The 26397-nt window shown below is 50.9% G+C and carries 20 protein-coding genes; 3 read left to right on the top strand and 17 right to left on the bottom strand.

From position 1 onward, the window contains the following. Together ABE504_RS03155 and ABE504_RS03150 are read left to right on the top strand one after the other, a co-directional pair. Positions 1-294, top strand: a complete 294-nt coding sequence (locus tag ABE504_RS03155; RefSeq protein WP_430084339.1) for a DUF3055 domain-containing protein — start codon at positions 1-3, stop codon at positions 292-294. A 53-nt stretch (positions 295-347) separates the two neighbouring features. Beyond that, complete coding sequence (locus tag ABE504_RS03150; RefSeq protein WP_430084336.1) at positions 348-644, top strand: hypothetical protein; 297 nt, start codon at positions 348-350, stop codon at positions 642-644. 75 nt (positions 645-719) lie between these two features. Here the strand turns inward: ABE504_RS03150 and ABE504_RS03145 are convergent, their stop codons facing one another. Next, positions 720-2207: a tagaturonate epimerase family protein gene (locus ABE504_RS03145; RefSeq protein ID WP_430084333.1), complete on the bottom strand. Its 1488-nt coding sequence runs from the start codon at positions 2205-2207 to the stop codon at positions 720-722. Positions 2208-2384: 177 nt separating this feature from the next. On the opposite strand from ABE504_RS03145, the gene ABE504_RS03140 reads away from it, so the two are divergent. After that, on the top strand, positions 2385-3245 hold the full coding sequence (locus tag ABE504_RS03140; RefSeq protein WP_430084330.1) for a helix-turn-helix domain-containing protein: 861 nt from the start codon (positions 2385-2387) through the stop codon (positions 3243-3245). On the opposite strand, the gene ABE504_RS03135 is transcribed toward ABE504_RS03140, so the two are convergent. The 16 genes from ABE504_RS03135 to ABE504_RS03060 all read right to left on the bottom strand — a co-directional run bounded on the left by ABE504_RS03135 (position 3246) and on the right by ABE504_RS03060 (position 26394). Then, the gene (locus tag ABE504_RS03135; RefSeq protein WP_430084328.1) at positions 3246-6782 is read right to left on the bottom strand and encodes a carbohydrate-binding protein; all 3537 of its coding nucleotides are present in this window, start codon (positions 6780-6782) and stop codon (positions 3246-3248) included. 97 nt (positions 6783-6879) lie between these two features. After that, positions 6880-8481 carry an extracellular solute-binding protein gene (locus ABE504_RS03130; protein WP_430084326.1) on the bottom strand — a complete coding sequence of 534 codons (1602 nt, stop codon included), beginning with the start codon at positions 8479-8481 and terminating at the stop codon, positions 6880-6882. Positions 8482-8550: 69 nt separating this feature from the next. Further along, positions 8551-9420: a carbohydrate ABC transporter permease gene (locus tag ABE504_RS03125; protein WP_430084323.1), complete on the bottom strand. Its 870-nt coding sequence runs from the start codon at positions 9418-9420 to the stop codon at positions 8551-8553. Between the two features lie 61 nt (positions 9421-9481). Further along, positions 9482-10408 carry an ABC transporter permease gene (locus ABE504_RS03120; protein ID WP_430084320.1) on the bottom strand — a complete coding sequence of 309 codons (927 nt, stop codon included), beginning with the start codon at positions 10406-10408 and terminating at the stop codon, positions 9482-9484. 159 nt (positions 10409-10567) lie between these two features. Further along, positions 10568-12223: an extracellular solute-binding protein gene (locus ABE504_RS03115; RefSeq protein ID WP_430084317.1), complete on the bottom strand. Its 1656-nt coding sequence runs from the start codon at positions 12221-12223 to the stop codon at positions 10568-10570. A gap of 37 nt (positions 12224-12260) precedes the next feature. After that, positions 12261-13793 (bottom strand): response regulator transcription factor, encoded by a 1533-nt coding sequence (locus ABE504_RS03110; RefSeq protein ID WP_430084314.1) that lies wholly within the window; start codon positions 13791-13793, stop codon positions 12261-12263. After that, positions 13774-15615 carry a sensor histidine kinase gene (locus ABE504_RS03105; RefSeq protein ID WP_430084311.1) on the bottom strand — a complete coding sequence of 614 codons (1842 nt, stop codon included), beginning with the start codon at positions 15613-15615 and terminating at the stop codon, positions 13774-13776. Before ABE504_RS03105 ends, ABE504_RS03110 begins: the two co-directional genes overlap by 20 nt. A 243-nt stretch (positions 15616-15858) precedes the next feature. After that, entirely contained in the window at positions 15859-16734 is an 876-nt protein-coding gene (locus ABE504_RS03100; RefSeq protein ID WP_430084308.1) for a 5'-3' exonuclease, read from the bottom strand. Between the two features lie 162 nt (positions 16735-16896). Then, positions 16897-17442 (bottom strand): NADPH-dependent FMN reductase, encoded by a 546-nt coding sequence (gene ssuE, locus ABE504_RS03095; protein WP_430084305.1) that lies wholly within the window; start codon positions 17440-17442, stop codon positions 16897-16899. Positions 17443-17467: 25 nt separating this feature from the next. Continuing rightward, positions 17468-20761, bottom strand: coding sequence for a phospholipid carrier-dependent glycosyltransferase (locus ABE504_RS03090; RefSeq protein WP_430084302.1), 3294 nt, complete (start codon positions 20759-20761; stop codon positions 17468-17470). Between the two features lie 90 nt (positions 20762-20851). Continuing rightward, positions 20852-21079 (bottom strand): DUF7667 family protein, encoded by a 228-nt coding sequence (locus tag ABE504_RS03085; protein WP_126142206.1) that lies wholly within the window; start codon positions 21077-21079, stop codon positions 20852-20854. A 145-nt stretch (positions 21080-21224) separates the two neighbouring features. After that, the gene (locus ABE504_RS03080) at positions 21225-21413 is read right to left on the bottom strand and encodes a hypothetical protein (protein ID WP_430084299.1); all 189 of its coding nucleotides are present in this window, start codon (positions 21411-21413) and stop codon (positions 21225-21227) included. A gap of 255 nt (positions 21414-21668) precedes the next feature. Continuing rightward, positions 21669-22844: a DNA sulfur modification protein DndB gene (locus tag ABE504_RS03075; protein WP_430084296.1), complete on the bottom strand. Its 1176-nt coding sequence runs from the start codon at positions 22842-22844 to the stop codon at positions 21669-21671. Next, positions 22844-23998: a DNA sulfur modification protein DndB gene (locus ABE504_RS03070; RefSeq protein WP_430084294.1), complete on the bottom strand. Its 1155-nt coding sequence runs from the start codon at positions 23996-23998 to the stop codon at positions 22844-22846. Before ABE504_RS03070 ends, ABE504_RS03075 begins: the two co-directional genes overlap by 1 nt. A gap of 92 nt (positions 23999-24090) precedes the next feature. Next, complete coding sequence (locus tag ABE504_RS03065; RefSeq protein ID WP_430084291.1) at positions 24091-25269, bottom strand: aminotransferase class I/II-fold pyridoxal phosphate-dependent enzyme; 1179 nt, start codon at positions 25267-25269, stop codon at positions 24091-24093. A gap of 27 nt (positions 25270-25296) precedes the next feature. Beyond that, a complete protein-coding gene (locus ABE504_RS03060; RefSeq protein WP_430084288.1) occupies positions 25297-26394 on the bottom strand; it encodes a site-2 protease family protein in 1098 nt (365 codons plus the stop codon). Positions 26395-26397 lie beyond the last annotated feature (3 nt).

Here is a 26397-nt window from a genome sequence, read left to right as displayed (position 1 = left end):
ATGAGTGAATTTGACTTTTTATATGATCACAAAGAAGAAACGACGACCCGGTTTGTCTGCTTTGTCGGCAAAGCCCTGCACCGCTTCGATTTGGCCATTATGACTACCACCCGTTATTACGGCAAAAAGATGGTCATCGACCTGCAATCCGGCCGCAGCGCCGTCATTGGCCCGGACGATCTGGCGGAAGAAGGATACCTGGAGTACGCCTTCAAACTGAACGAAGAGCAAGCGCAAGAACTGACTGAATTTTTATCCGAAGTCATCGGCTCGATCCATTTTACGGATATTTAAGGCTGCCGCGGGGGAAACTGGACTAAGACCTTAACCATGAAGGAGGCTTAGCCATGCGAAAAGACAAACGCACCCATCTCCCCGATCTGCCAGGTTATATTTCGGAAGACCGTCTGCCTTACACCGACTTGAAATCCGTTGAATCGCAGCGGAACAACTTGATTCCCGAGGAGTTTCCGGAAGGCCCCTATGGTACGAGCATGGCCTATGAAACGCTCGGCAAAAGCACGCCGTGGCGGGAAGAGCAGCACTGGACGACCGCTTACTCTTACGAAAATCAAGAGCTGCACAAAGACATCCCGCGCGGGTATCCGGGCGAAGACGATACGCTGCAGTCAGAAGATGTGTAGCTAGATGACGTTATGATAAAAGACGCTCCCACCCCTGACGGATTGGAAGCGTCTTTGTCGTTGTCTTCGTATGCCTTACTTGCCCAGCAGCTCCAAGTGGCGGCCGATGTGCGAGCGCAAGCCTGCAGCGAACACGTCTTCTTGCTCTGCCAACGTTTGGAAGAACTCGTCTGCGAATGTCAGGCTGCCGTCTGCATTTTTCGCTTGCAGCAGCAAACCGTACGTAATGTGCAGTAATTGACGCGCATTGTTCTCGTTCATGTATTCCGGAAGCTGTGCGTCCGACACTTCGCCAAGCGGAGCGATTACGCTCAGATCGGTTGTGACGTGGTAGTACGCCGTCGCTTCTTCAAAATGATCCAACGCATATTGGTGCATGCGGCGGTACAGATCAGGGTTCACTTTCGTTACGACGCGTACCGCTTCAAGCCAGTTCGTGCCGGCTGTTTTGATGTGGAACAGACCGTTCGTATATTGACCGATCAGCGGGAACACGCTGAACTTGTCGCTGCCGGAGTGAATGCTGAGCTTATAGCCAAAATGAACCGCAATCGCCGCATGGCTCGCCAATTCACGCTCAAACTGCGCGATGTCGCCGATGTAGTCGATGCCTTTTTGGAATTCGCCGCAGAAACGAGGCGCCATCGAGAAAATGCGGACGCCGCGCGCTTGCAGCTCGTTCGCCACGAGGTAGTGCGCCTCAGGTGAAGTCGGCGTCGCTGTTTCGTCGATGGAGATTTCGAAATCGACTTCGCGGTCCAAGCTCTCGATGTAGCGACGGTAGATCGCTTCCATGAAGTTGATCGCTGCGTCGTAGATCAGCACGTCTTTTTTCAGCGCGAGCGCGGTGTAGTTCAGCGATGCGCCAGGCACGTTCGGCGCGGACGCCAGATAGCGCGTTTCATAATGGCTGCGCAGCTCTGCAGGCAGCGCTGCGTACTTGGCATCCACTTCCGCTTCGCTAAGCGGATCGATTGTATTGTCGATGTACTCGGAGCAATCGAGCGTCAGCATCGTAAAGCCGAGGCGCAGCGCGTACTCGATGTCCGCTTCTTTTTTCAAGTGGTCGCCGTCAGCGCCGTAACCGTCTTTGTAGCCTTCTTGCAGCACGGCGTAAGCCGCTGCATCCAGCACGTCTTCATACGTGCGGCCTGTCAGGGCCAGCTCACGAATACTTTGCTGCGCCAGCACCGGACGGATGTCTTTGCCGCGAAGCGTTTGGATATGGCCAGGGCTGGCAATGCCCAGACGGTCGCCAAGACCCATCGTCGCAACTTTTGTGCCGAACGCTTGCGGCGCTGTGTACGGCAGGAAGCGATTCAGCGTCAAGCGGTTCGCGTGGGACAACGGAGCCACTTTGGCACCGGCAGCCGCTTCTTCGCCTTGGAGCTGGTCGAACAGCTCACCTTCGCCGACCGCGATCAGCTTTTTCCCTTCCGTTGTACGTACAATTGCAATCGTAGTGCCCCCTGCAGTTGTCAGGGAAGCCGGGTAGACTTTCAAGCCCTCGCCTTTGAAATCGGCGATATTTCCAGAACGAATAGCTTCAATAAGTTGCAGCATTTTTATTTCCTCCTCAAGGGTTGTAAGCGTCTACTTTATTCATGTATAGGCTTATCATATCGCAAACAAAGATAGTTTTCTCATCATATCCTCCTATATTCGCGCAAAACTATTCATATTTTGCACTCTCATATGCTAGGATGAGAAGATCAATCTCTTGCGGAGGAGCATGCTGCCATGTCGCGCACCATTACGTACGGAAATGAAAATGAAGGGCCGTTGTATATCCAGCACATCCATCGCACCGGTTCATTCGAGCGAACCCAGCATATGCACGATATGTATGAGTTGTATTATTTATACGAAGGAGAAAGGATGTATTTTATCCGCGATCGCTCTTATCTCATTTTGCCCGGTGATCTCGTCCTTATTAACCAGCGGGACCTTCACGCAACCTCCGATTCGGAAAAATTGGGCCACGCGCGCGTCGTCATTAACTTTGCGGAAAGCTTGATCGCGCCTGCTGCAAATGAAGCGCCGTTTTTGCTGCAAGCCTTCACCCACGCCTCGCCGGTGCTGCGGCTGGATTTGCCTGCACGCCGGGCCGTGGAAGGCATTTTGGATAAGCTGCTGCATGAAGCGAAAGACGGGATGCTCGGGCAGGCTTTTGCCATCCGTCATTACTTGAGCGAGCTGCTACTGTTTACCGCCCGCTTCGTGCAGACGCAGCCCGTTGCCTCGCCTGAGCATGTCTCCCCGCTTCACCGCAAAATTTCAACCATCGTGCGACATATCAACATGCACTTTGACAGCCCGCTGCGGCTGGAGGAGCTGGCCGAGCAGTTCGACATCTCGCCGGCCTACTTGAGTCGGATGTTCAAGGAAGTCACGGGCTTCTCCTTCGTGGAGTACATGAACCTCGTACGCGTACAGGAGGCGCAGCGGCTGCTCGTCTGCACCAAGCTCAAAGTCATTGAAATCTCCGAGCTTGCCGGCTTCGGCTCCCTCGTGCAGTTCGGCCGCGTCTTCCGTCAGTTGACGGGGATGACGCCCCTCAGGTATCGGCAGCAGGCTGAACGTCCGCCGCTTTCAAGGTAATCAGTTCACTCTCGTCAATTCCAACGTGTCGAATGCCAACGTATAGGCGCTGCTGCTCGGATCTTTTCCTGTAATCTGAAACTTGAACTGCTTGGTGCCCGATGAACTGAATGTCACCTCTCCCAGTCCCACTACCTCATAGCCTTGCACGCTTTGGGCAAGTTCTAAAGGATTGCCTTGAACAAGACCGTCTATATAAAGCTGGGCTGTTCCTCTGTCAGGATGCTTCTTGACCCTTGCACTTACGGAATACGTCCCTGCGTCCGGAACGGGGATTGCATACTGAACCCAATCGCCCACGCCATTAAAACCTGCGAAGCTAAGTGCGCCCCCGCTGGCAGAAGCATCGTTGGCTAGTGTAAACGAATCTCCGGCTGAAACTGACGTGCTGAGACTTTCAACCTCGTATTGAAGCGGCTGCTTGGTCAACGAGATATAGTCTGTCGCCAGCGTGTAGGCATTGCTGCTCGCATTCTTACCCGTCACTTGGAATTTAAACTGCTTGTTCCCCGGCGAACTGAACGTGACATTGCCCAAATCGACGGCAGCATAACCTTGCGTGCTCTGATATTCATCAATCGGCACACCTTGTGCAGCTCCATCGATGTATAATTGAGCCGTTCCTCGGCTGGGGTGCTTTTTAACCTGCACGTTGACGTTATAGGTTCCAGATGCCGGTACGTTGACCGCGAACTGCACCCAGTCGCCAACAGCGGTTGCGCCAGAGTAAGCCAGGGCCTTATTGCTTGCTGCAGAGTCGGAGCCTATTGTTAAAGAACCGCCTGCGGAAACGGTTGTGGTCAGGCTCTCCGCTTCGTATTTAACGGGCTCTGGAACCGCAGGCGGTAAAATGACATCGGGCGATTGGTACGTCAGCCGTACGTAATCGGTCGCGAGTCCGTAACCGGTACTTGCGGAATTCTTACCTGTGATCTTGAATTGAAACACTTTGTTCCCGGCAGAGTTAAAGGTGACCGTTCCCAAATCTAATTCCACATACCCTTGGGTGCTGGCGTATTCGTCGATCGGTGTGCTCTGAGCGATTCCGTCGATGTAGAGCTGGGCGCTCCCGCGGCTTGGATGCTTTTTAACCTGTACTTTCACATTGTAGGCACCCGCTGACGGGACATTGAGTGTATACTGCAACCAATCGCCTACCGAATCAAATCCGCCATAACTTAACGATCCGCCGCTGGCGGCCGAATCGTTCCCCAGCGCGTAGCTGTCTCCACTTGAAACTGCAGTCGTCAAGCTTTCCGCTTCGTATTTGGTACCAGATTCAATCGTCGCGCTGCCTGTTCCATTCGCGCCAATCGTCACACTGCTGGTCACGGTTTTGTGTGCCGTCCTGTCATACACAATGATCTTGCCCGTGGTATTCGCAGCTCCGGTGACGTTAACGGTCAGGTTCGACGAACCAGGGCTTTGCGTGTACGACGTAATTTTGTCGTCCGCATACAGGACTTGCATACCGGCTCCGTTGTCCTCCTGAATCCATAAGGCTTTGCCTCTGGAGGTGTTCTCAGCTAAATTCACGCTAAGCCCCGGCGACTTGAGCTGAGCCCCAGTAAATCTTCCCTTGTAGTTGTAAGTGGAGGTGCCATTGTCATCCATCGTAATGTCTTCAACGAGATAGGTTTTACTGCTGTCCAGCCATCGCATATTTAGGGTCAAATCGTTCGCGACTCCTGTTTCTCCCGCTGCTGTCACAATCACGAGTGCCTTGCTTTTATCGTCGGGCATATACATCCAAGCAAAAGGACCGGATGTATCGAAGTTCGGACCTGCATAAATCGGCCTCGTCGTTTGATCAGTCAGCGCTTTGATCCGCGGATTTTTTCGCCAATCATTGAACTTCTTCAGCAAATCCATGCCTGACGCGCTCCACGTAGCGGGATCGGTATTGAACTTAATTACCCTTGCCAGCATCAAGGAGTAGTAATCTTCCATCTTGCCTGTCGGAGAACCCCCATAATACACGGAATTCATAGGTAAGTAACCGAAGCTGTACATCGCGATTTTCATTTTATCGTCGACGTCGCCTTTGGAAGAGACAAAGCCGTTGTCAGCAATATGGAGCAAGCCGATGTTCCGATCCCCCTGTGTCGGGTATAGATCCACTTCACTGGTCAGTTTGCCGAGAAAATCAGGGTGCCGGGAGACAAGATCGTTCAAGTAGTTTCGGACGAGTACGTTCTTCCGGTACACGCTGTCGCTTGGATGCGAAGTTGAGGTCGCAGAGGGATTGGGCCAAAATTCCGTTAAATCAACCATCTGATGAGACAGATGGTACTGCGGAATCATGAAATCTTCCACTTGGCTCCTCTTGAATTCGATATTGGCCGGATCGGCCAAATCTCTGCCCAGATTGTGGTTGTCGCCTGTCATGCTGAACCAAAGTCCGAATCGCATCCCTTGCGACACGATATAATCCGTCAAGGATGGGAGGTTCGTTGTAAAACTGCTTACCGGCGTTATCGTATCTCTTGTCGTATTCCATAAATCATCCAGCATGATCATATCCATGCCTGACTGCACCGCTTTCGGAATTACTGTATTCCGGTAATAGGCATCCGTTCGTTTGCCAAGCCAATCCCAATCATTCGTCGTAGCCACGGACGTGACATCATGATATTTATATCTTTTACGGAAATGCTCTTCCATCGCCATCTTCCCGTCCAGAACATCCCCTTTGAAAACGGTCATATCCACAGAAATGTACTCAAATTCTTCGCCCGGAAACAGAACCAACTGCAACGCCTCGGCATTCGTGGATACTTTAACGTTGGAAATGCCGCTCCACACATTCACATTCGCAAAAGGAAGACGGTTGGGAGCTCCTTCGGTTTTCCAGTTCATCTCCGGTTGTATGACCCAGCCGTCCCCCGTATTGTAATTGACGACGGCATTGCGTCCTTCATTCGGCGCAAGTGGGCCTGTTGTACTGTACCACGTCATATTAGGGGCATAGTGGATGGTATGAGGATCATTCGGAAAGTTGAGGGCAATGATATCCGAATTTGTAATGGTTTTTTCCGAAGATGAGTTGTTTTTGATAAAGTTGGCGTATTTGAGGCCGGCACGATCGTTGTAGATTTCAAATTTCAGAGTTACCGTGAGGTTCTGCGGCGTACTTCGCGTGATTGGAATCTGCACTAATTTGCCCCACGTTGTCCCAAACTTGGAGATGTCCGTAATCGTACTGGTACCTAACGTCCATCCGCCGTCATTGGCATAGAGATCGCTGCCTCCATAGTTATAGTAGAATAAATAATTTCCCCCGCTCCCCGTCAAATATTCTTTGCCCGCTTCTTTGTTGTAGAAGCTGGTCATTTGGATACTGCCGTTTGAAAAAGAGATTACGGCCCGGAGCACATCGTTTTCAAGCATCCACGTATTTCCCGATTTGGTTGCCAGCGATGCGGCTGCTTCTGCCGTCTGGATGCCTAGCTGTCTAGCGATTGGCATCCAGCTGGACACTAACGATATAAGGATCATAACGCTCAACAGCAAGCTTATCTTTCTTATTTTCATCATTTACACGACCTTTCCCCTCGTAATAAAGCGCTTACAATCCACTTGTAGAAAATAACATGCACTCCCTCCCCGAACGAATCGGGAAGGGAGGATGTGATTATTTTCCTACTTTATTCATGTAGTCAACGTATTCCTTCTCAGCATCAGCCGTTGCCGGATACCATTCTTTATCAAGGAAGTCTTGGAACTGCTGCAGCGAAATCGCACCCGTCATGTATTTCATCTCCTGATCGTCCTTCTTCTTCACGAGATCCGGAATCGCGTTGTTCAGGTTCAAAATTTTCGGTGCCCGCACGGCTGGAATATTGATCACTTTCATTTGTTTGAGCGCATCATCGGTTTGCGTCTTGTACTTGGCGAGCCGCTCTTCTGTATCCGCTCCTTCAATGGTAGCCGCACTTCCGTCGATCGCGTTGGCGATCGTCATGTACGTGCTCGTAAGTGTTGCCAGCTTAGCCGATTGATCCGCCGTACGGACGATTTTCTTCGTCGCCGCATCATAACTATCGTATGTCTGACCTTTTACGCCGATTTGGAACAAGGTATTCGCTTCGGTTGTGTTGCCCCAATCCAGGAACTTCAGAACCGCGTCTACATTTTTGGTGGACTTGGGAATCATCCAGCCTCCCCACGTTGCAGGTACGACCCAGTCGGACGCCACACCTTGGCTATCCTTAAGAACAGCGTGGTACGTTAACTTTTTATCCGACTCCTTATCTTTGGACAAATTGGCCATAACCGCATACTGGTGCCCGTAAATGATCCCGACTTTGCCTTGATTCTGCTTCTCTTGGTCAACATAGATTTTGTTGATCAGAAACTCAGGATCGATCAATTTTTCATCGTTCAATTGTTTCAGATACGTCAGATAAGGAATGTATCCGGACATTTTCTCGCGAATTTTATACGTGCCATCCTTATCCTTGGCCCCGTTTACAATTGGAAGACTGAATGCGGAAGCAAGGAAGTTCGAGGCGTTCCAGATGGAATTGTTGCCAAGCGTCGGATTCGAGAAGCTGACACAATACGTATCGGCTTTGCCGTTGCCGTCGGGGTCATTCTTCGCAAACGCCTTGCAAACGTTCGTGAACTCCTCTAGTGTTGTCGGTGCTTTTAATTGAAGCTTATCCAGCCATTGCTGATTAATCAGGTAGCCCCAGTGATTGACGACATTCGGTCGCGGGATCATATACGTCTTGCCATCGTTCACCGACTTGACGCCGTCCCACATTTCCTTCGTAATGTTTTTCATCAGATTCGGATATTTGGCAATTTGGTCATCAAGCGGCGTGAGCAGGCCATTCTTCGCCCACGTTTCCATATTGGTGTCGGCGCCGCCCCAGTTATAGACAAGATCGGGCAGATCGCCGGAAGCCATTAAAACCTGCAGCTTATCCACATAGTTGTTGATCGGAGGCGCTTCGATGGAAAGTTTGACATTCGCCAACTTCTCCGCTTCTGTCACAATCGGATTGTTCTCCAGAACGATGCCTGCATTAACTCGGTTAAACATTTTAATCGTAACAGGCGCCGCCGGTTTTGACGTTGCCCCTGTGCCAGTCCCGGAACTCGCATTTGGCGATGAAGAAGAACCGGATGCATTCCCCGAATTCCCGTCTCCACAAGCTGTTGCAAGAGGGACGATCAATGTGAGCGTTACTGCTGTCATTGCCGCACGTCGAGCCATCTTTTTCTTCATATTAGCACTCCCCTTTGAATGATGTATTACAACTGCCCGAGTAGGCAGAGGTAAACGAGTGAATCGTAGTCAGCCTTTAATCGAACCGACTAATAAGCCTTTCATGAAAAACCGCTGCAGAAACGGATAGACGGTAATGATCGGCAGCGTGGCGAAGATGATGATCGCCATCTTAATGGTAAATACGGTGACACCGGATCCTGTATCCATGATGTCCTTCGCGATGCCGCCATCGTCGACCACCATGTCACGCAATATGAGCATGAGCGGCCATAAGTCCCTTTTGGACGTATAGATGATAGCGGAGAAGAACGTGTTCCATTGGGTTACGGCATGAAAAATAACGAAAGTAGCGATCGCCGGCTTGGAGAGCGGCACGATAATTCTAGCTAGAATCGTAATTTCATTGGCTCCATCAATCTTGGCCGATTCCTCCAGGCTCGTGGGAATTTCAGCGATGAAATTTTTCATCAGAATCAGGTTATAGGCACCTAGCACACCCGGTAAAATCATACTCCACAACGTGTTGTATAGATGCAACGTTTTGACAAGGAAGAAGTTTGGAATAAGTCCACCGTTAAAAAACATCGTGAAGGTGATAAACATTAACACGGTATTGCGGCCCTTAAGATCTCTCTTGGACAGAGGGTACGCTGATATGAGCAGCAAGGCAATATTCAATGCCACGCCAATGACAGTGATGAGGAGAGTATTTTTGTACCCTGACCACATGAGCGGCATTTGGAGAATTTGCTTATATGCGCCGAATTCCGGATGGCTCGGAATCAATTTCAGCGGATTCTCTAGGTACTCCGAATACGGCATGACCGATAAGGAAGCGACGTAAAAAAAAGGAAACAAGCAAGCTAGGGAAAACAAGGTAATGAATGTATAGTTGATTCCGTCAAACAGCTTGTCTCCGATCGATCTGATTTTCAATGCAATTACCCCTTTCTGGCGGATCCCTGCAGACTGCCAACATGCCTGGCATCAGCCTCTTTTACCAAATACCGTCTTCTTTCATCAGTTTGGCGATTTTGTTGCCGATTAGCAGGAAAATCAAACCGATTACAGATGTAAATAGCCCAACTGTGGTGCCGAAAGAAAACCTGCCGCCAAGAATGCCGACGCGATACGCATAAGTTTCAAACACTTCGGAAACGCCCAGATTCATCGGATTTTGCAGGACAAAAATTTGTTCAAATCCGTTGCCCATCATTTGACCGAGCCGCAGGATGAACAGTACGATGATCGTCGATTTAATGCCCGGTAATGTAATCGACCACAGCTTCTGTCTGCGATTCGCGCCATCGATACTGGCGGCCTCGTACAGTTCCGAGTTAATGCCTGCAATCGTGGCCAGATAAATAATGCTTCCCCAGCCGGACTCTTTCCAGATGTTGCTTAGGACAACAATGGGCCGGAAATAATTTTCATCTGCCAGGAAGAAGATAGGCTCCACTCCCAGCTTCGCCAAGACCATATTGACGATTCCCCATGTCGGTGAAAGGAAATTGACAAGAATGCCGCCTATAACGACCCATGAGATGAAATGAGGCAGATAGATCAGTGTTTGGGCCGCTCTTTGATAAGCGAGGCTCCGAATCTCATTCAGAAACAGCGCCAGCAAGATCGGAAACGGGAACCCGAAGACGAGCCGCAAGAAGCTTAAGTAGAGCGAATTCCAGAACACATTGTAAAAATCGCTGAGTCCGAACATGTACCGGAAGTTGTCCCATCCCACCCAGGGGCTGCCCAGAATGCCCTTAGAGAAATTAAAATCCTTAAAAGCCATCAGGATGCCGTACATTGGAACATAGTTGAAAATTAAAAAATAGAGGACGCACGGGGCTAACAGTATGTATAAATATTTGTTCCGATTTACATAGCGTAGCCCCTGCTTCCAGCTTGATTGCCTTGCTCCCATCGCATTCACCTCTTGTTCTTGTTGCTTGATCTTAGTTTACGTTTTTCTGCCAGAACGAACATCTAAGAACTTTGGAGAAATGGATACGATTTTTGGAAGTCGGACATTCTTCGATACAAACAAAAAAAGCCCCGAACTTGGGGGCTTTCTCCTTCTGAATTAATTCGCGTTCTGCGTAGCACGTTGTTCCTGGAAGATGTGGTAAATATCCTCTGTCAGGATGATTTTCGACTTATCAGTGGCATAGAACTTCCGGTACCAATCATCCACTTTTTTACCTCCAGCCGACTCCCATGCAGCAACTGCATCCTGCCTAGCCTGCATCGGTGAGTATCCCGGCGTTAGGACAGCCTTTATCCAGATGTCCCCTTCCATCGAGCCAACGTGTTTCGTCATATCCGTGAGGATCTGTTGAAGTTCCTTCGGCGGTTGGGGCATCTGCTCCGAATGCGTCGGACCGGCTGTCTGCAAATTGAAATCTACATTCAGAGAGTTTCGTTCGAACATCTCCTTGACGCGCCTCTGCAGCGGATCGTCATTGCTTAATTTCCTCGTACCATAATAACAGTTGCCTGCAAGGATTGGCGAAGCTAGCATCGCAAAGTCGCCAGAGGCATAGTTGAATTCTGTTCTCCATTTCATCAGATCCGTTACTTGCGGACAGACGCCAACTTCCGATTTGCTATGGATGCCTTCAAAGCCGTAGTACATTGTTTTCATAAATCGTTCCGAGGAAGCGAAGTCGACATACTTCATGATGGCCTCCGGATCTTTGGCCTTGGCATTCACAACCCCCGTCATTTGAACCGGATTCACAAAAATGGGGTTGAATCGTCCGACCGGCGTCTCCGGATACGGCATGATGGCGAGATCCGCTTCCGGTACATTCTTTAACAAGGGCATGTAAAAATCGGTTAAGAATGTGACGGGAACGTTAAACTGTTCCATGAAGATACCGGTCTTGCCATTCAGGAAATCCTGCTTCGCCCTCGACCCCGTCTTGTCGGTAAAGTAGCTTCTGTCCACAATTCCTTCCTCGTACAGCCTTTTCTTGAAAGCCGTGACTGCCTCAATATGATCCCATCCGTGAACAAGTTCACCATTCTTGACGACATAATCAGGGTAAGTCACACCAAACATCTCATCCAGAATGGCTCCGGAATTGTAGGACATCGCGATGCCGTATGTATCCTTCTTGCCGTTCCCGTCCGGATCCCGTTCAGCGAACGCTTTAGCTACGAGATACAACTCATCCGTCGTCTTCGGTAAATTCAACCCGAGTTTTTGAAGCCAGTCCTTCCGAATAAAGACGCCGCGCTGCGGAATCGTCTCGTTAATACGGCCAAACTGGTATAACTGACCGTCGGCGCCGGTTCCTACTCTTTTCAAAATCGGATATTTACTTAGCAGCTCTTTGTATTCGGTACTATAAGCTTCAATCATTCCCTCTATCGGCTGAATCAGCTTTCGGTCAATCAGTGTATTTTTGACTTGCGGCGCATATTCCAAAATCAAATCCGGCGCTTTCTCAGCAGCAAATAGGGTGTTGAGCCCCTGTTCCGATTGGGTGCGTGACACCGGAATAAATTTGACTTCGACGGGACCGGCCTCGTTGATCCATCTCGTCATGATGTTGTTATCGATGGTCCCTTCACTGGCTGGGGTAATACCACGGTCATAAATGCTTACGGTAATGCTCCCCCGCTTGGCCGCGCCTTGGGAAGGCACTGGCAACTGGCCATCGCCCGTCGCGCATCCAGCACTTGCCAGAGCAAGCAGCACAAGTAACGCTGCGTATCTGCATCCTTTAATCATCCAGACGCCTCTTTTCCTGAAGACTTGTTCCCCTCAGTCATATCTGATTTTGTTTCCGGAACTCCTTTGGGGAGAGCCCTGTACACTGTCTGAACAATTTGGCAAAGTAATTGGGCAGATCATACCCAATTGCACCTGAGATTTCTGTAATGTTCATATCGGTGTTCGCGAGCAATTGCTTCGCCTTCTCCATGCGCATCTCAAGGAGATACTGAACGAAGCTGAAGCCGGTCTCTTTCTTGAAGACATGGCTAAAATAGGTTGCGTTCAAATGCACCTGAGCGGCTACCTGCTGCAGCGACAGCGATTCGGTATATCGCTCCTGCATATAGCGAACAGCTCGAGAAATGGCGCCGGCACTATGTCTGTTCTGCCACGCTTGAAAAGCGGTCCAAAACCGCTCCAGTTCTTCCTTCATCCATGCCCCCGCTTCATCCTTTCCATGACAATCGTGCAGCTTGCTAATCCGATCCGTCAAGGAAAGCGAGTCCGACTCCTGACCAAATTGCTTGCGCATCGTATCCTGCAGCGCAAAGCTAAACGATAGGGCTTCGATCCGCCAAGCTTCCTCGTTAATGCCGCTAATTTCTAATGCATGCTGTTCCAAATACGATTTCATGGCGTCAATTTGCCCGGAAGAAAAAAATGCGGCCAGTTGAGCACTAATCAGTTGCTGTCTGGCCCGATTAATCGCCATAGCCGCTTCCTGTCCATTCGCCTTATCTACTGGAATTGACGCTTTCAACTTCTCCAGTAACGACTCATAGACATCCGGCAGTTGTGTCCACTCTCCAACAAGGCCGGAACATGCCGCGCCCATCGGCAAACCGAGCAATTGCTGCACGGTTCGGCAAGAAGCCTCTACGAAAGGCTCCTCTTTAGCAGCCGCATCGAACAAGAGAGCGAATCGTCCTGACTCTATGCCCAGCAAGGTTCCCGTGACGCCATAAATGTCCATCATTTCCCCTATAATGTTCAGTGCTGAGAATTGCAGCAAAGAAACATCCTGCTTTCGGTAGGCGCGATGAACCGGGAAAAAATCCATGATCTGGATCATCAGCAACCGGTACGAATCGGGCATGCCCTTCAGCTCTTCCAGCATGCCCAATGCGTAGGGAAAGCGCAGCATAACGGCTCGAAGCGTATTTTCCAAGAGCAATTGCTTGTCACTCGCCGCTTGACGGGCGACAGCCTCTCGCTCCGCAAGCAGAACCTCCACTTTGTGCAGAACATCAAAAATATCTTGCATGCTGCAGGGCTTAACGAGCAAATCCAGTGCACCGCTGCGCAGCGCAGTCTGGGCATAATGAAAATCCTGATACCCCGTAACCACAATAAACTCGGTTGAAGGAAAATGAGCTTTCGTTTGTTTAAGCAGCTGGAGTCCGTCCATCGCAGGCATGCGAATATCCGTCATCACGAGATCCGGCCGCAGTTCCTGAATCATCAGCTCCGCCACCTGACCGTTCTCCGCTTCTCCGCAGACGGTCCATCTTGTTCCTGATCCTGCTATCATTTTGGCGAGCCCTTTCCGGAATAAAGGCTCATCCTCAACCAACATGATGCGCATGCTGTGTCTCTCCTTCCTTGGGCGGCTCGAGCTCGAACGGCAGTCTAAGTACAATCCGTGTTCCCTGTTCCAACTGTCGAATGTCCATACCGTACGGCTTCCCATGAACAAGGTGAATACGTCTCATCACATTGCGAATGCCGATGCTTTCCCGCTCTTTGCGGTCGTCCTGTATACTGCGGTCATCATGCAGCTGTGCGATTACTCTGTCTGGCATTCCGCAGCCGTTATCCTCGATTTCAATGCGAAGTTCGCTATCTACGCGGCTAGCCCGGATTGACAAACGCTTGTCTTCTGACTGATTCGCAAAAGCATGAACAAACACGTTCTCCACCAAGGGCTGCAGCAGCAGCCGCTGCATGCTTCCCTCCAGAATAGCCTCTTCAACTTCGAGGCAGACCGTTAATTCCTCTCCGTAGCGCGCTTCTTGAATCGTCATATAGTTTCGGATTTGCTTAAGTTCTTCCCTTAGCGTACTGGGGGCGGAGATCGTGCCAAGGGAGTATTTCAACAACTCTGACAAACTGGAGACCAACGAGGCCGTCTCGGCATCTTCATATAACAATATTATTTTCCAATATATGGTATTTAAGGCATTATGCAAAAAGTGAGGATTGAGCTGCGCCTGCAGCGCTTTTAGTTCCGCTTCCTTCTCGCTTAGCTTGCTGACATAGACTTCTTGAATGAGCGCTTGAATATCTGCAACCATCTTGTTGAAGCTGTCCGCCAGAAAAGCGAATTCGTCCTTAGATGTCTTGGGGATGGATTCGCGGAAATTCCCTTCTCTTACCCGCTGCATCGCACGTACTAACTGGTGTAGAGGCCGGAGCATCTTGCCGCTAAAGAACGATACGCTGATGGCCATTAGGGCAACGCTGACAAGCCCGGAGATAAGCGCCAGTTGATATACACTGCGGCCCTTGGCTTTAAGATCTGCCAGCGATATGCCGCTGGTCAGCGTGAATGAGCGCGGCTCGTACACGCTTTTGACAAACAAGTAATCGGTATTGCCAATATGACGAATTAATCGCCCGTCCATGCCAGCTTTCAGCATTTGGGGCTCGTAGCCCTGCGCATTGGCCGCTTCCTTGCTGTACAGCAGCTTCCCATGCTGGTCATACAAGTAGGCCCCCGTCGTTCTTCCTGCCAAAAGCGGTTCCAAGGAGTTGCTGAAGAAGGACTCATCCAAGATCAGTATGATCATGCCGTACTCCGTCTGTTGCTTCGTCGATTTCAGCACACGCGCCGCGACAATCGTACTTTTGAATCCCGACGGTTCCGATGTATCGGGAATGAGCGTTCGCTGCCAGACGATTTCCGCGGACGATGGATTCATACCGCCCTTAATCTGCGTATAGAAGTCGGGAAATTTGATCTGAATGGATGCGGCTGCCTGACTAAAATAAACATTGTTCCCCTGCTGATCGACGATGTACAGGGCGCGGATCTGCGGCGTTTCATTTTTGAGGGGAAGCAGGATGCTGGCCAAGTCGCGCTCCAACATGAAGTTGCGGTAAGCCTCGCTTTCTCCGTCTTTGGGAACCGCATTCATCCCCTTTACAATTTCCTCCACCATCGGATGAAAGAAAACAAAGTCGGTTATTCGGTATATATCTTGAATTTTAAACCCGATCTGCTCCATCGTCTGCTCGCTCGTCTGAACATATTGCCGACTGATTTCGCTTTCGAATAGATTAAGGTTTATCCTGTATGAGACGTAACCGGTTACAAGGGAACAAAGGATAATGATGACGGACAAACTTAGGATAAGCTTGACCTTAAAATGCTGATTAATATAATTGATAATCGATCGATGCTTCATGCGGCAGAATAGCCTCCCTGAGCCAACTTGCACGGTGTCCGAACGAAACTTGGCGACCGCTTTATCAGCGGTTCCTGTAGATGATTAGAGCGTTGGCTTAGGCGGCCCGATGCCCCTATTCTAGCCGTTTTCCCCTGACCGGACAGCTAACTTCCCTAGATAAATGGATAAAATCTTTAGAATCTCGATCGTCATTCGAGGAATAAGAAAAACAAGACCCCTCTCAGGATCTTGCTCATTTATTTAGCCGATTAATTTCATAAGTCCCTTAAATTCCAATTCCTCGAATTTGCTGATCACTTTCTCCCGCTCCATCGCCCAGTTGCAATCCTCCAGCGCGCAAGCGACCGGCGCATCCAGACGTATCGTTGCGAGATCGCGGGAGAGATGCAGCATCTCCAGCTCCGCTTCGATTTTGGCGCGTACGCCTTTGGGCAATTGTGCCAGGTTCTCCAGAATCCCATCAATCGTCTGGTACTCGTTCAGCAGCTTGACCGCCGTCTTCTCGCCAATCCCCTTAACGCCCGGATAATTGTCCGCCGTATCGCCCGTCAGCCCCTTCAGATCGATGATCTGCGGCGGCGTCAAGCTCTTTTCCTCCATGAGCGAGTCGAGGTTATAGACCATGTAGTTGGAGTGGCCTTTTTTCATAATAATGACTTCCGTGTTCTCATTCACCAACTGCAGCATGTCGTGATCGCCGGTCAAAATCTGTACCTTCATCGACGCGCTGTAGTGCGTAGCGAGCGTCCCGATGCAATCGTCCGCCTCATATCCGCTGACCCCGACATTCGGGATGTTAAAGCTGGCCGTCACTTCTTTGACCAGATCGAACTGCGGAATCAGTTCTTCCGGTGCCGGCCCCCGGTTGGCTTTGTAGTTTTCGAACTTCTCGGTACGAAACGTCCGGCTTCCCATATCCCAGCAGCACGCCACGTGCGTGGGCTTAAAGGTCTGGATCGCATCCAGCATGTAGCGAAGGAAACCATACACACCGTTCACCGGTGTGCCATCACTTGTTCTCATTATGTATCCGCCAGAGGAAGTGGCATAGAAACCGCGGAACAGCAGCGCCATCCCGTCCACGAGCAGCAAAGATTCAGACTTATTTTCAGACAAACGAATTGCTCCCTTCGTTCAACAACTTATTTCAACGCAAACATACTGATCCTAGTATATCACGCCGCTTCCAACCCGGCATTAACAAATCCCGCCAACCTCACGCCTGGCAAAAAAAGAAAACCGCTTCCAGCACGATGTGCTGGAAGCGGTCTTAGTCAACTACGAGCGGCTCGTATGCCACTTCACTTCCTGAATAAAATCCTGCACAGCCTTATCCAACCGCTCCGTAATTTCCTCATCGAGAATCGCTTGCCCGCCTTCGCCCCACGTGACCTGCTTATCGAGCACGAAGACGCCTTGTAAAATATTTTGCGCACCAAGCGCGGACAGCACCGGCTTTAGTGCATAATCAATCGCCAGCAGATGTGACTGCGTGCCGCCGACCGCGATCGGGAGTACGACTTTGCGTTCGAGCCCTTTTTGCGGGAGCAGGTCCAGGAACGCTTTGAGTACGCCGGTGTAAGACGCTTTATACACAGGCGTTGCCACTAGCACCGCATCTGCGCTTGCCACGATGCTGTTCGCGTTCACGATCGCTTCGCTGCCAAAGTTCGCGTACATGAGATCTTCAGCAGGAATGTCTCGCACTTTAATCCAATCGACTTCCAGTCCAGCCTGTACGAAGGCGCTGCGAGCAATCTCAATCACACCGTGAATTCTTGAAGTCGGGGTCGGACTGCCGGAAATAATGACGATTTTAGCCATGAACGTTCACGCTCCATTTTCATATTTAGAAGAAATTCCAACCCGGCAGCCAGCGCAGGAAGAACGAATATTTCGCCGGAATGATCATGCCGGACAGAATCGGATAGAACAGGAAGAACAGCAGCAGCACGCCGCCCAGATAAACGAGCACCCATTGCCGCCGCTTCGGCGGACCTTGCTCCAGAAACTGCTTGATGTAGAGCGTAAGGATGAGGACCAGGAAAGGAACCATCGCAAAATAGTGATAAATAAACGTGAGTCTCGGCACCAGGATCCACGGCAAGTATTGCGAGCCGTAGGCGATCAACAGCAGGCGCAGCCGCTTATCGTTATTGATGAACACCATATACAGCGAGAACAGAACAGCGATAAAACCAGGCCACCACACGAGCGGATTACCGAACGACACGATGCTCGACAGCGTGCCCGCAGGCATGAATTTCGCCTGATAATACCAGATCGGCCGCAGCATCATCGGCCACTCCCACCAAGGTGAGGAGAACGGATGCGTAGCGACGAGATCCTTATGATACTTATACATATGTACCTGGTACGTCACGACATCCTTCAGTCCATGGCCGGGGCCCGGCACCATCATGAACGGGATGTACGACAAGGTGTAGATGGTCACAGGGATCAGCACAAAGGTCAGCACGCACCAGAGCAAGGTCCAAATGGTCCCAGGCACAAAACGCCGCTTCACATGCTGCAACTGCATGCTTTCTTCCGGAGTAAGACGTTCCTCCAGCACCATTGCTTCCGCTTCGGGCGTCTCGTAAGCTAGCGCTTCTTCGCTATCCGCTCGCCTCAGCAGCTTTTTCGCAAACCGATACTCCATGTATCGCTCCCATAACGAAATCGCAAGCAATACGGCCAGCCCCGCGCCGCCATAGATGACTATCCACTTGGAAGCCGCGCCGATACCGAAGAACAGCCCGGACAGCCCTAGCGGAATCAACGTCGCCCATAGCCGGTGACGATAGAAACTTCGCGTCGTGTAGCGATACATGAAGAAAAACATGAGCATGATGAAGAAAACGCCGTACACATCGATCGTTGCAATCCGCGTCTGAGCGAAATGCATGAAATCGAACGTAAATAAAAAAGCGGCAATGAGTGCGTATTCCGGTCGGCCAAACAGCCGTTTGGCGAACACATACATAATCGGGATCATGCCGACGCCGAACAGCGTGCCGACAATGCGCCAGCCGAACGGGTTGAGCCCGAAGAGATAGATGCCGATGGAGATTAGAATTTTGCCTAGAGGCGGATGCGTGCTCTCATAGGGCTCGATTTTATGCAAATGCTCCCAGGCTGTTCGCGCATGATAAATTTCATCGAAATACGTGCCGTTCATATAGGTCGGGCTATAAGGCACATCCTGCGGCTCGTCGAACAGACTCGCGGGCGCTCCTTCGTCAGCCGGGTTGACATTCAAGTCTTTGACCTGCTGAATGTGCAGCGGTGTCGTCTGCCCCTCCCCGAAAATGCCGATCTCATGCAGATGCAGCGCCGCCGATTCCTGCGTGTCGAACACCACTTTGATATAGCGTGCCTCTTTCTTCGGCTCCTCCGCGTGCCACGTGAGCACTTGCGTATGGTCGGACTTTACGGCGATCTGATCTTGCCAATTCTCACCGTCCTGTGAGAACCAGTAGGAGTACGCTCCTTCCCCCACACCTGCAAAACTATTGATACGCGTAATCTGATGCGAGCTGCCCAGGTCCACAACCGCGGCCTCTCCGCTCATTGCCGGCTTCCAGAACGTTTTGGGATCCGTATGCCCGCCAAGGTGGAACAGCGCGATGATCGTGTAGACAACGACCAGTGCGCCAAGATAAAGCCAATCTTTGCGAGTGAACCACCGTCCGCGACCGTGCTCACCGCTGTCTATACTCCCCTCCTCACCTTGAAAAATAGACTTCCACAGCTTCGTTTCCCGGAAAGAAACAGGACCTGACTCCGTTTCGTTCGATGCGTGCTGCCCCTCCTGCGAAATATCCTCTAACGAAGCCGCCTGCTCCGCCGATGCGGTCGCATACTGCTCCTCCTGCCGATCTTGATCTGATTTCACAAAAAGCCTCCATCCCAACTGACATGCATAAATAAACAGTACCACATTTGCCGCCGACACAGTGAGCATAAGCGGGTCATACCTCGGTATGTGATAGTCTTGATGGAAGCTTCGCAGCAGCACATCCGCAATATTGATAAAATGCGTCGCGCTGAAGCCGATGAACAACCATAGAATCCGCCTGTCCCGGATATAAATAAAGCTCAGCAAGGCCAGTACAAGACCGTAATGCAGGTAGCGCTCATGCATTTTCGTCATGCACATGAAGACCGCCGTAATAAACAGGAACGACAGGTACAGCACGGCGCCGCGCCGCTGATGCCCCAGCAAGTAAATCAGGCAAATATAAATAATGGCGAGAACCATCAACACAAGACCGATCCACTGATAAGGAATATGTAGAAACGTTTGATTCAAATCGATAAAATTGCCACCAAGCAGCGCCAGCACGTTAAACGCATTCAGTGAGCCGTACGGATAGGATGCCAGCGTTCCGGAGTACAGGCCAACTAACCAGCCATAGCCTCTTCCAATGGCAAAAGGAAGCGAGACGACAGCCATCGTCGCAAGCCCTGTCAGCACGCACAGCAGCCACGTCATCCAATTGCGCTTGCGGGCGACGTCGATGAGCAGAAATACGCCAAAGAGCAGCGCTTGGGGCTTGAGGAGCAGCGCCAACGCGATAAAGAAGGACGCTTGCTGCAGCTTGCCCCGCTGTTGAAACAGCAAGGTTGCCGAAATAAACAGCATGAAAAACGAATCCACCTGCCCCCAGACCGCCGAATTCGACCAAATGGCTGGGTTAAACAGATACAGCGCCGCGAGTCCCAGCGCCTGCGTCCATGTCCGCAGACCGCCCTGTTTGCTGAGCGCTACGCGAACCAATACCACCGCAGTTGCAATGTCCGCCAGCATGGCAGGCAGCTTCAGTATGAGCAGCGAGCCTGCACTTTCCCAAGGAATGGAAAGCTTATGATGGAGCATGCCGACGATATAAAGCACATACATATACCCCGGAGGGTAATCGAGAAAATAATCTTTTGCATTCGTATACAGTCCGTTTAAGCCTACGGTGTAAGCGCGATCAGCCCACGCCAGAAAAGTCCGGACGTCGGTATCATAGCCGATCCAGATCGGAGCCACGAACAAACGAAGCAAGAGCGCCGCCGCCAGCATTACGCCGAACAGCATGATACCGGAAGGCGCAGAGCCCTGTTGTTCCTGTTGCTTATACAAGCTTGCCATGTGACAACTCCTTAGCTTCATATAACTCCTCTCTATTATACTCGTCCACACTCTTCCAGAAAAGTAAAGAAAAAAGCACCGACCTTCAGGTCAGTGCTTGGGACCGAGCTTCTCCATCCGCTCGCAGATATCGTGCAGCCACTCATAATCCGCCGTCATGGAGGCGCACAAAGATAAATTTTCCAGCTTCAATCGATTCCACACATAAGTCGCGTTCGCTTCCATGCAGAGCATCAATTCGTCGTGCTCCGCTTGCGTCAGCTCGCGCCCTCTGCGCAACGTCCACAATTCAGCCATGCGCTGATGAATGGCCAACATGCCTCGTCTGCCCCCCGCCAGTCAATTCGTTCAACTACTAGCAGTATGGACAAAGGAAATGGGAATGAAACCTGCCCGCTCCCCGGCGGCAAAAAAAGAAGGCAAGAGCGCACCCGCTCATTGCCTTCTTTGACCGTTAGTATGATTAAGGAATGTGGATGACAGCAATTTTTTCAATGTTGATAAAGAAGATTGTGTTTCCGCTAGCCATAACAACGTTACCATTTTCAATGCCCATAAATCTACCCGTGTGGTTAGGAGTTGTGCCTGCATGAACCGTGATCACTGTACCAAGTCCAATACGAGCCAGAGTCGCATAAACGGAGCAATTCATCTATAATTCCTCCCTTCGATATTTATAGAATATTCTATTCTAGCTCGCTAGTTTTGATATAGACGAATGAATAGTAGAAAGCGTATATTTTGAGATTCCGTGCTAGAAACCAAAGATAAACGGCTCCGCCGTCCTTCCGAGGACGGTAGCGTTTACTGATGACATGGAGCTGCTTCGAGGAAATACTTTCTGACATGTACAAAGAACCTTCAAGCCCCTGCCTGAGCAGTTGCTGAAGGTTCTTTGTCCTAACATTTAAGCGGTGCTGACTTCCTCGCCGCTCTCCGCCGCATCCGTGCCTTCCAGGAAGAACTGGACGAGCTTGACATGCTTTTTGAGCGACTTCTCATGAATCAGGTTAATCTTGCCGTTATCGAGCGCGCCGAAAATGTAGATCAGTTCCTCGTTGTCATGCGACCAGTCGAAGCCGTCTAGCATTTGGAGGCACTTCGTCCACTCCTCGTTGTACTCGCCGTCCGGGAACAGGAAGCGGCTTGCATAGAGCGCGATGCTTTCCTGAATCACACGGTTCGCCGACGTATACTGCGCAAGGCCCGGCTGTTCCGGCATCATCGGCAGGATCGTATTGAAGAACTGGTGCAAAATCTCCACATATGTCGATGGATCGTGACGAATTTTGCGCTGCAGCTCGTAAGACGGTTGCATTCTGCCCGAGAAGAGCATCGTCGCCGTCGCATACAGCCAGCTGAAGCATGTAAAGTTTTTGTTGAACGAAGTCAAATTACTTCTGCGCTCAACACCGGCCGCTTTCAGATAGACGTTATGATCAACGACTTGCTGAATGACAAGGTTAAGCGGATCGATCGAGTCGAAAGAGTGGCCGAGCTCTTTGCTCACGAGCTGCACCTTCGAGTTGATGTCGCCGAACAGCTGCTGCTCTTCGTCCTCGGTGAGACCGATATAGATTTGCACCGCCAGCTGCGTTTCCATCAAGTCAAGACGGCGGCCTTCGAGCTGATTGATCGTGCCCTCAGTTTCTTCCACTTCCTGCTTCACGTCCGCATCGTCCGGCATTTTGCGCTGTTTGATTTTGAGCATCGCCAGCTTCTTCTCGTAACGGCGCACTTCTTTTTGCATCTGGTCGTTCACATAGCCAAGCGCCAAGATCCGGTGCTGTCCATCCAAAATGGAAAGCTTCGAGCCGTGTCTGAGCAGAAACTCATTCGCGCCTTTGGACAGTTGGTTCACTTCGCGCAGCGACAGCGTAACCGGACCGAAGAAGACGTGATCAAGCTCGCGCTCCTGCAGGTATGTGGAGATTTTACGACGCTGCATATTGCTCAGCTTCCGCTGCACCATCGGATCGATCATCGTATAGTTAAGCAAATCCTGAACGCGCAAAGCGACGGTCGCAAGACCGAACTTTTCGCAAAAAGGATAAATCGTCATTTTCAGGCGCAATCCTTCCATTAGCCTACGTCCTCCTTCTCTTTATAGCTGTCGCTGTCCCCGATCAGGAACGCGTTCTGATCCTGATAGAAGGATTTGATATGGTTAAAAGCTTTCACGATCCGCGTCCGGCGAGGCAAACGGTCTTTCTCTTCACCGGCGTAAATCGCATTCCAATTGACATGCGGTAAAATTTTCAAAATATGCTCCATCGCATAGCGATTGAAGCTGCCGGTCAGCGTCGCTTCTCCGTGCATGAAGAGCGCCAGTGCGATCTGGATATTTTCCGACCAGACGATTTCACCTTTGGACGGAGCAGGCAGGTAGTTCAGCAAGCCGTTGAAATATTGCCCGGCCAGCGTCACCAGTTCCTGCAAATCCTTCTCCTCATAGGTGTAGTTGTTGTTGCGCGCCGCCGATTTCATCCGGCCTTCGAACAAGGCCACCAGAATTTCGATCAGCAGGTGGTACGAGAACAAGTACTCCGGCGATTTGCCGCGTTCCGAGAACATGTCGACCGTCAGCTTCTGCATCGCAGGCGCCTTCGCCGCCAGTTCTGTCGCCGCCACATGATAAAATCTGCGTTGGTCGCGCAGCACCGCCAAGTTGCCACCAAGCTTGCGAGGCAGCTTGTTAATGTCGGAGAACAATTGGCGCTCCTGACGCGCGTTGATGTCCAGATACGTCATCGTGGAAATCGGGAACGCATAGAGACGGCGGAGCTTCTCCGTAATCTCTTCCATTTTGTCATATTCCCTGCGGTCCTTGGCGCGCGCCATTTGGCTTTGCAGCGTTTCCATAATACGTTGGAAAGCGGCCAAACGATGCTGTCCGTCTACGACATAGAGCTTTTCAATCGGCTGCAAACGCAGCGCTTGCTGGTCTTCATCGTAGTAGCCTGCGCCACGCGCAGAGAAAATGATGCCTGGAAAATAAATCGGCTGACGCTCTTCCAGGTATAAGTTAATGTAATCGATGAGTTTGGATAAGTTGCGCGGAATGATCGCGCGCTGCACTTCCAAATCTACCTCATAAATCGAGAATAATTTGCTAATCGGCAATGTTGCCGCAATCGTCGCTTGCCCGAACGTCTGTCCCAAATTCCCCGGAATTTCTACGTACGAGGAAGGTTTCTGATCGGCGAGCAGCTCGGATAGGGAAGAAATCGCATCCATAGGCGTACCCCTTTCAATATGTGAAATAATTTTTTGAACTACCTCTAAATTGGTTTCTCTCATTCTCCTATTTTTACCAAACTCGCTATATTTCATTCTTTCGTAGCTCGAAGCCATTCCCCAATGCGTCTTGCCGCTTCAAGCAATCGCTCTTCTTCTTGCACAAGGGCGATCCGAACATACCCTTCACCTTCCGCTCCAAACGCATCTCCTGGAATCACGACAACCCCGGCCTCATACAACATTTCCCGGGAAATTTGTCGAGACGTCCACCCGGCAGGTATCGGCGCCCAAATAAACATCGTCGCCTTTGGCGGGGGAATCACCCAACCGGCAGCCTGCAAGGCCGATATAAACAGATTGCGTCTTCGCTCATAGATGCCCGAAACGGAATGATCATGTTCCATATCCTCTTCCAAAGCTGCGATACCGGCAGCTTGAATCGCGCCGAATACCCCATAGTCGATATTCGATTTCAGCGTTCTCAGCGCGCCGACAGCGGCGCTGTTCCCCGTCAGGAAAGCGATGCGGCAGCCTGCCATGTTGAAGCTTTTGGATAAAGAATGGAATTCGACGGAAACCTCCTTAGCGCCTTCTATTTCCAAAATGCTCATCGGCTTATAGCCGTCAAAAGCCATTTCGGAATAGGCAAGATCATGTACGACAAGCAGGTCGTGCTTCTTGGCATAAGCGACAAGCTTTTCAAAGAAAGCGCGATCTGCAACGGCGGAAAGCGGATTGCTCGGATAGTTGAGCAGGATGAATCTTGCTCTGGCAGCCACTTCAGCCGGAATGTCTTCAAGTTTAGGCAAGTACGCATTGTCAGCACGAAGTGGGATCAGGTAAGGCTCCACTCCCGCCAACGTAAGACTCGCAGCATATATCGGATAACCCGGATCCGGCACGATCGCCATGTCGCCCGGATCACAGAGAGAAAGCGCCAAGTGAGCAAGCCCGTCCTGTGATCCCATTAATGTTAAAATTTCGGAAGCCGGGTCCAGCTTAACGCCAAACCGGTGAGCGTACCATTTGGCAACCGCTTCGCGAAATGCCGGACTTCCTTCCGAAGTTGGATAGCCATAGTAGGCAGGATTTTGGACCGCTTCCACCATGGCGCTCACGATGCGCTGCGACGGCGGCAGGTCAGGGCTGCCTATACCTAAATCTATGACGTCAACCCCTTGCTTCATAACCTCGCTCTTCCACTGCGCCACTTCCGAGAAAATCGCGGAACCGAGCTGGTTAAGCCTGCGTGAGCCTGTTATTGTCATCTGTCCATTCTCCATTATGTCGTGTAGTTATGCGATGCCAATCTGATGAACCACCCTAATCATATACAGCAAGAACAGTGCCAGAACCAAATAAGCGGTACCGAACAGCCATCGCGTACGGGTTGGCACCTCGTAGTAGCTGTCGTTAACAGCTGCAAGCGGCGTATATTCGACCTGCACTTGCAACCCCAAAAAGAAGCCGTTTTCCTTCTCCAAACGATCGACCTTCACCACCTGAACCTTGCGAATCAGCGATTGCGTCGGCATGTACGCATGGCCTTCGAAGCCGATCCCCTGCCAATACATAATAATCGTTTGGCGCCCGTCCGCAGCTCCCTGGATATCCGAATAGGTGGCAAACTCCAGTTCTCGGGTGTGATTTTCGCCAGGTATCCCATAGCTCTGCCCAAGCAAATGATTCGCCGGGTGCTCAAATCGCGTCGAGACGGTAACTCTTTCTTCCTTGTGACGGAACCGTACAAATTTCTTGTACAAATCCCATGCGAACATCGCCCAGACCACAAAGAAAATCAGTTTATTAAGCGGCTGGTCGAGATACCAGATGAACACAAGACCGCCGATCAGCCCAATCAGCCACAGCCAGCGGGTGACAGCCGTCGCAATGCGTCCGCCATCGAGCGGATGAATCGGCAGCAAGTTAATCAGATTCAGATAAAAGGAGGCATAGGCCACGGAGAGGAGCACACCCGAATCCAGATACATCCCGACTCCAAAAACCGCCACACCCCCGAGCGTGCCTGCAATAGGTCCTGCAATCCCGATATACGCTTCGGTCGCCGCATCGGTCGGGTGCTTTTTCATCGCGATAAGCGCACCTACGAAAGGAATAAATACGGGAGCGGAGACAGGAAGTCCCTTTATCCTAGCCGCCAGCACATGGCCCAACTCATGAATCAGAATTAACAGCACAATTCCGATCACAAATGGAAGGGGAGCCAGCAAAGCGTAGGCCCAGATCGTGACAAACATCGAAATGATCGCACCGCCGACTTTGCCAAGCTTTAGGGCAGCAAGCACCAGCTTGCCTTGCGATAGGAGAACAGCGAGGAAACCGCCGATAGCAAGCGGCGATTTTTTGCGGGAAGTCTTCCGCTTCTCATCCAACGT

The organism is Paenibacillus oryzisoli (assembly GCF_050467285.1).
Lineage (GTDB): Bacteria > Bacillota > Bacilli > Paenibacillales > NBRC-103111 > Paenibacillus_E > Paenibacillus_E oryzisoli_A.
This window is presented reverse-complemented; position numbering and strand designations above follow the sequence as displayed.

Excerpts from the sequence above, each read along its gene's own strand:
- ABE504_RS03135 (WP_430084328.1), bottom strand. The coding sequence starts at position 6,782 with ATGATGAAAATAAGAAAGATAAGCTTGCTGTTGAGCGTTATGATCCTT.
- ABE504_RS03115 (WP_430084317.1), bottom strand. The coding sequence starts at position 12,223 with ATGATTAAAGGATGCAGATACGCAGCGTTACTTGTGCTGCTTGCTCTG.
- ABE504_RS03130 (WP_430084326.1), bottom strand. The coding sequence starts at position 8,481 with ATGAAGAAAAAGATGGCTCGACGTGCGGCAATGACAGCAGTAACGCTC.
- ABE504_RS03085 (WP_126142206.1), bottom strand. The coding sequence starts at position 21,079 with ATGTTGGCCATTCATCAGCGCATGGCTGAATTGTGGACGTTGCGCAGA.
- ABE504_RS03070 (WP_430084294.1), bottom strand. The coding sequence starts at position 23,998 with ATGGATGCGATTTCTTCCCTATCCGAGCTGCTCGCCGATCAGAAACCT.
- ABE504_RS03155 (WP_430084339.1), top strand. The coding sequence starts at position 1 with ATGAGTGAATTTGACTTTTTATATGATCACAAAGAAGAAACGACGACC.
- ABE504_RS03075 (WP_430084296.1), bottom strand. The coding sequence starts at position 22,844 with ATGGAAGGATTGCGCCTGAAAATGACGATTTATCCTTTTTGCGAAAAG.
- ABE504_RS03150 (WP_430084336.1), top strand. The coding sequence starts at position 348 with ATGCGAAAAGACAAACGCACCCATCTCCCCGATCTGCCAGGTTATATT.
- ABE504_RS03120 (WP_430084320.1), bottom strand. The coding sequence starts at position 10,408 with ATGGGAGCAAGGCAATCAAGCTGGAAGCAGGGGCTACGCTATGTAAAT.
- ABE504_RS03065 (WP_430084291.1), bottom strand. The coding sequence starts at position 25,269 with ATGACAATAACAGGCTCACGCAGGCTTAACCAGCTCGGTTCCGCGATT.
- ABE504_RS03140 (WP_430084330.1), top strand. The coding sequence starts at position 2,385 with ATGTCGCGCACCATTACGTACGGAAATGAAAATGAAGGGCCGTTGTAT.
- ABE504_RS03080 (WP_430084299.1), bottom strand. The coding sequence starts at position 21,413 with ATGAATTGCTCCGTTTATGCGACTCTGGCTCGTATTGGACTTGGTACA.
- ABE504_RS03110 (WP_430084314.1), bottom strand. The coding sequence starts at position 13,793 with ATGCGCATCATGTTGGTTGAGGATGAGCCTTTATTCCGGAAAGGGCTC.
- ABE504_RS03105 (WP_430084311.1), bottom strand. The coding sequence starts at position 15,615 with ATGAAGCATCGATCGATTATCAATTATATTAATCAGCATTTTAAGGTC.
- ABE504_RS03145 (WP_430084333.1), bottom strand. The coding sequence starts at position 2,207 with ATGCTGCAACTTATTGAAGCTATTCGTTCTGGAAATATCGCCGATTTC.
- ABE504_RS03090 (WP_430084302.1), bottom strand. The coding sequence starts at position 20,761 with ATGGCAAGCTTGTATAAGCAACAGGAACAACAGGGCTCTGCGCCTTCC.
- ssuE (WP_430084305.1), bottom strand. The coding sequence starts at position 17,442 with ATGGCTAAAATCGTCATTATTTCCGGCAGTCCGACCCCGACTTCAAGA.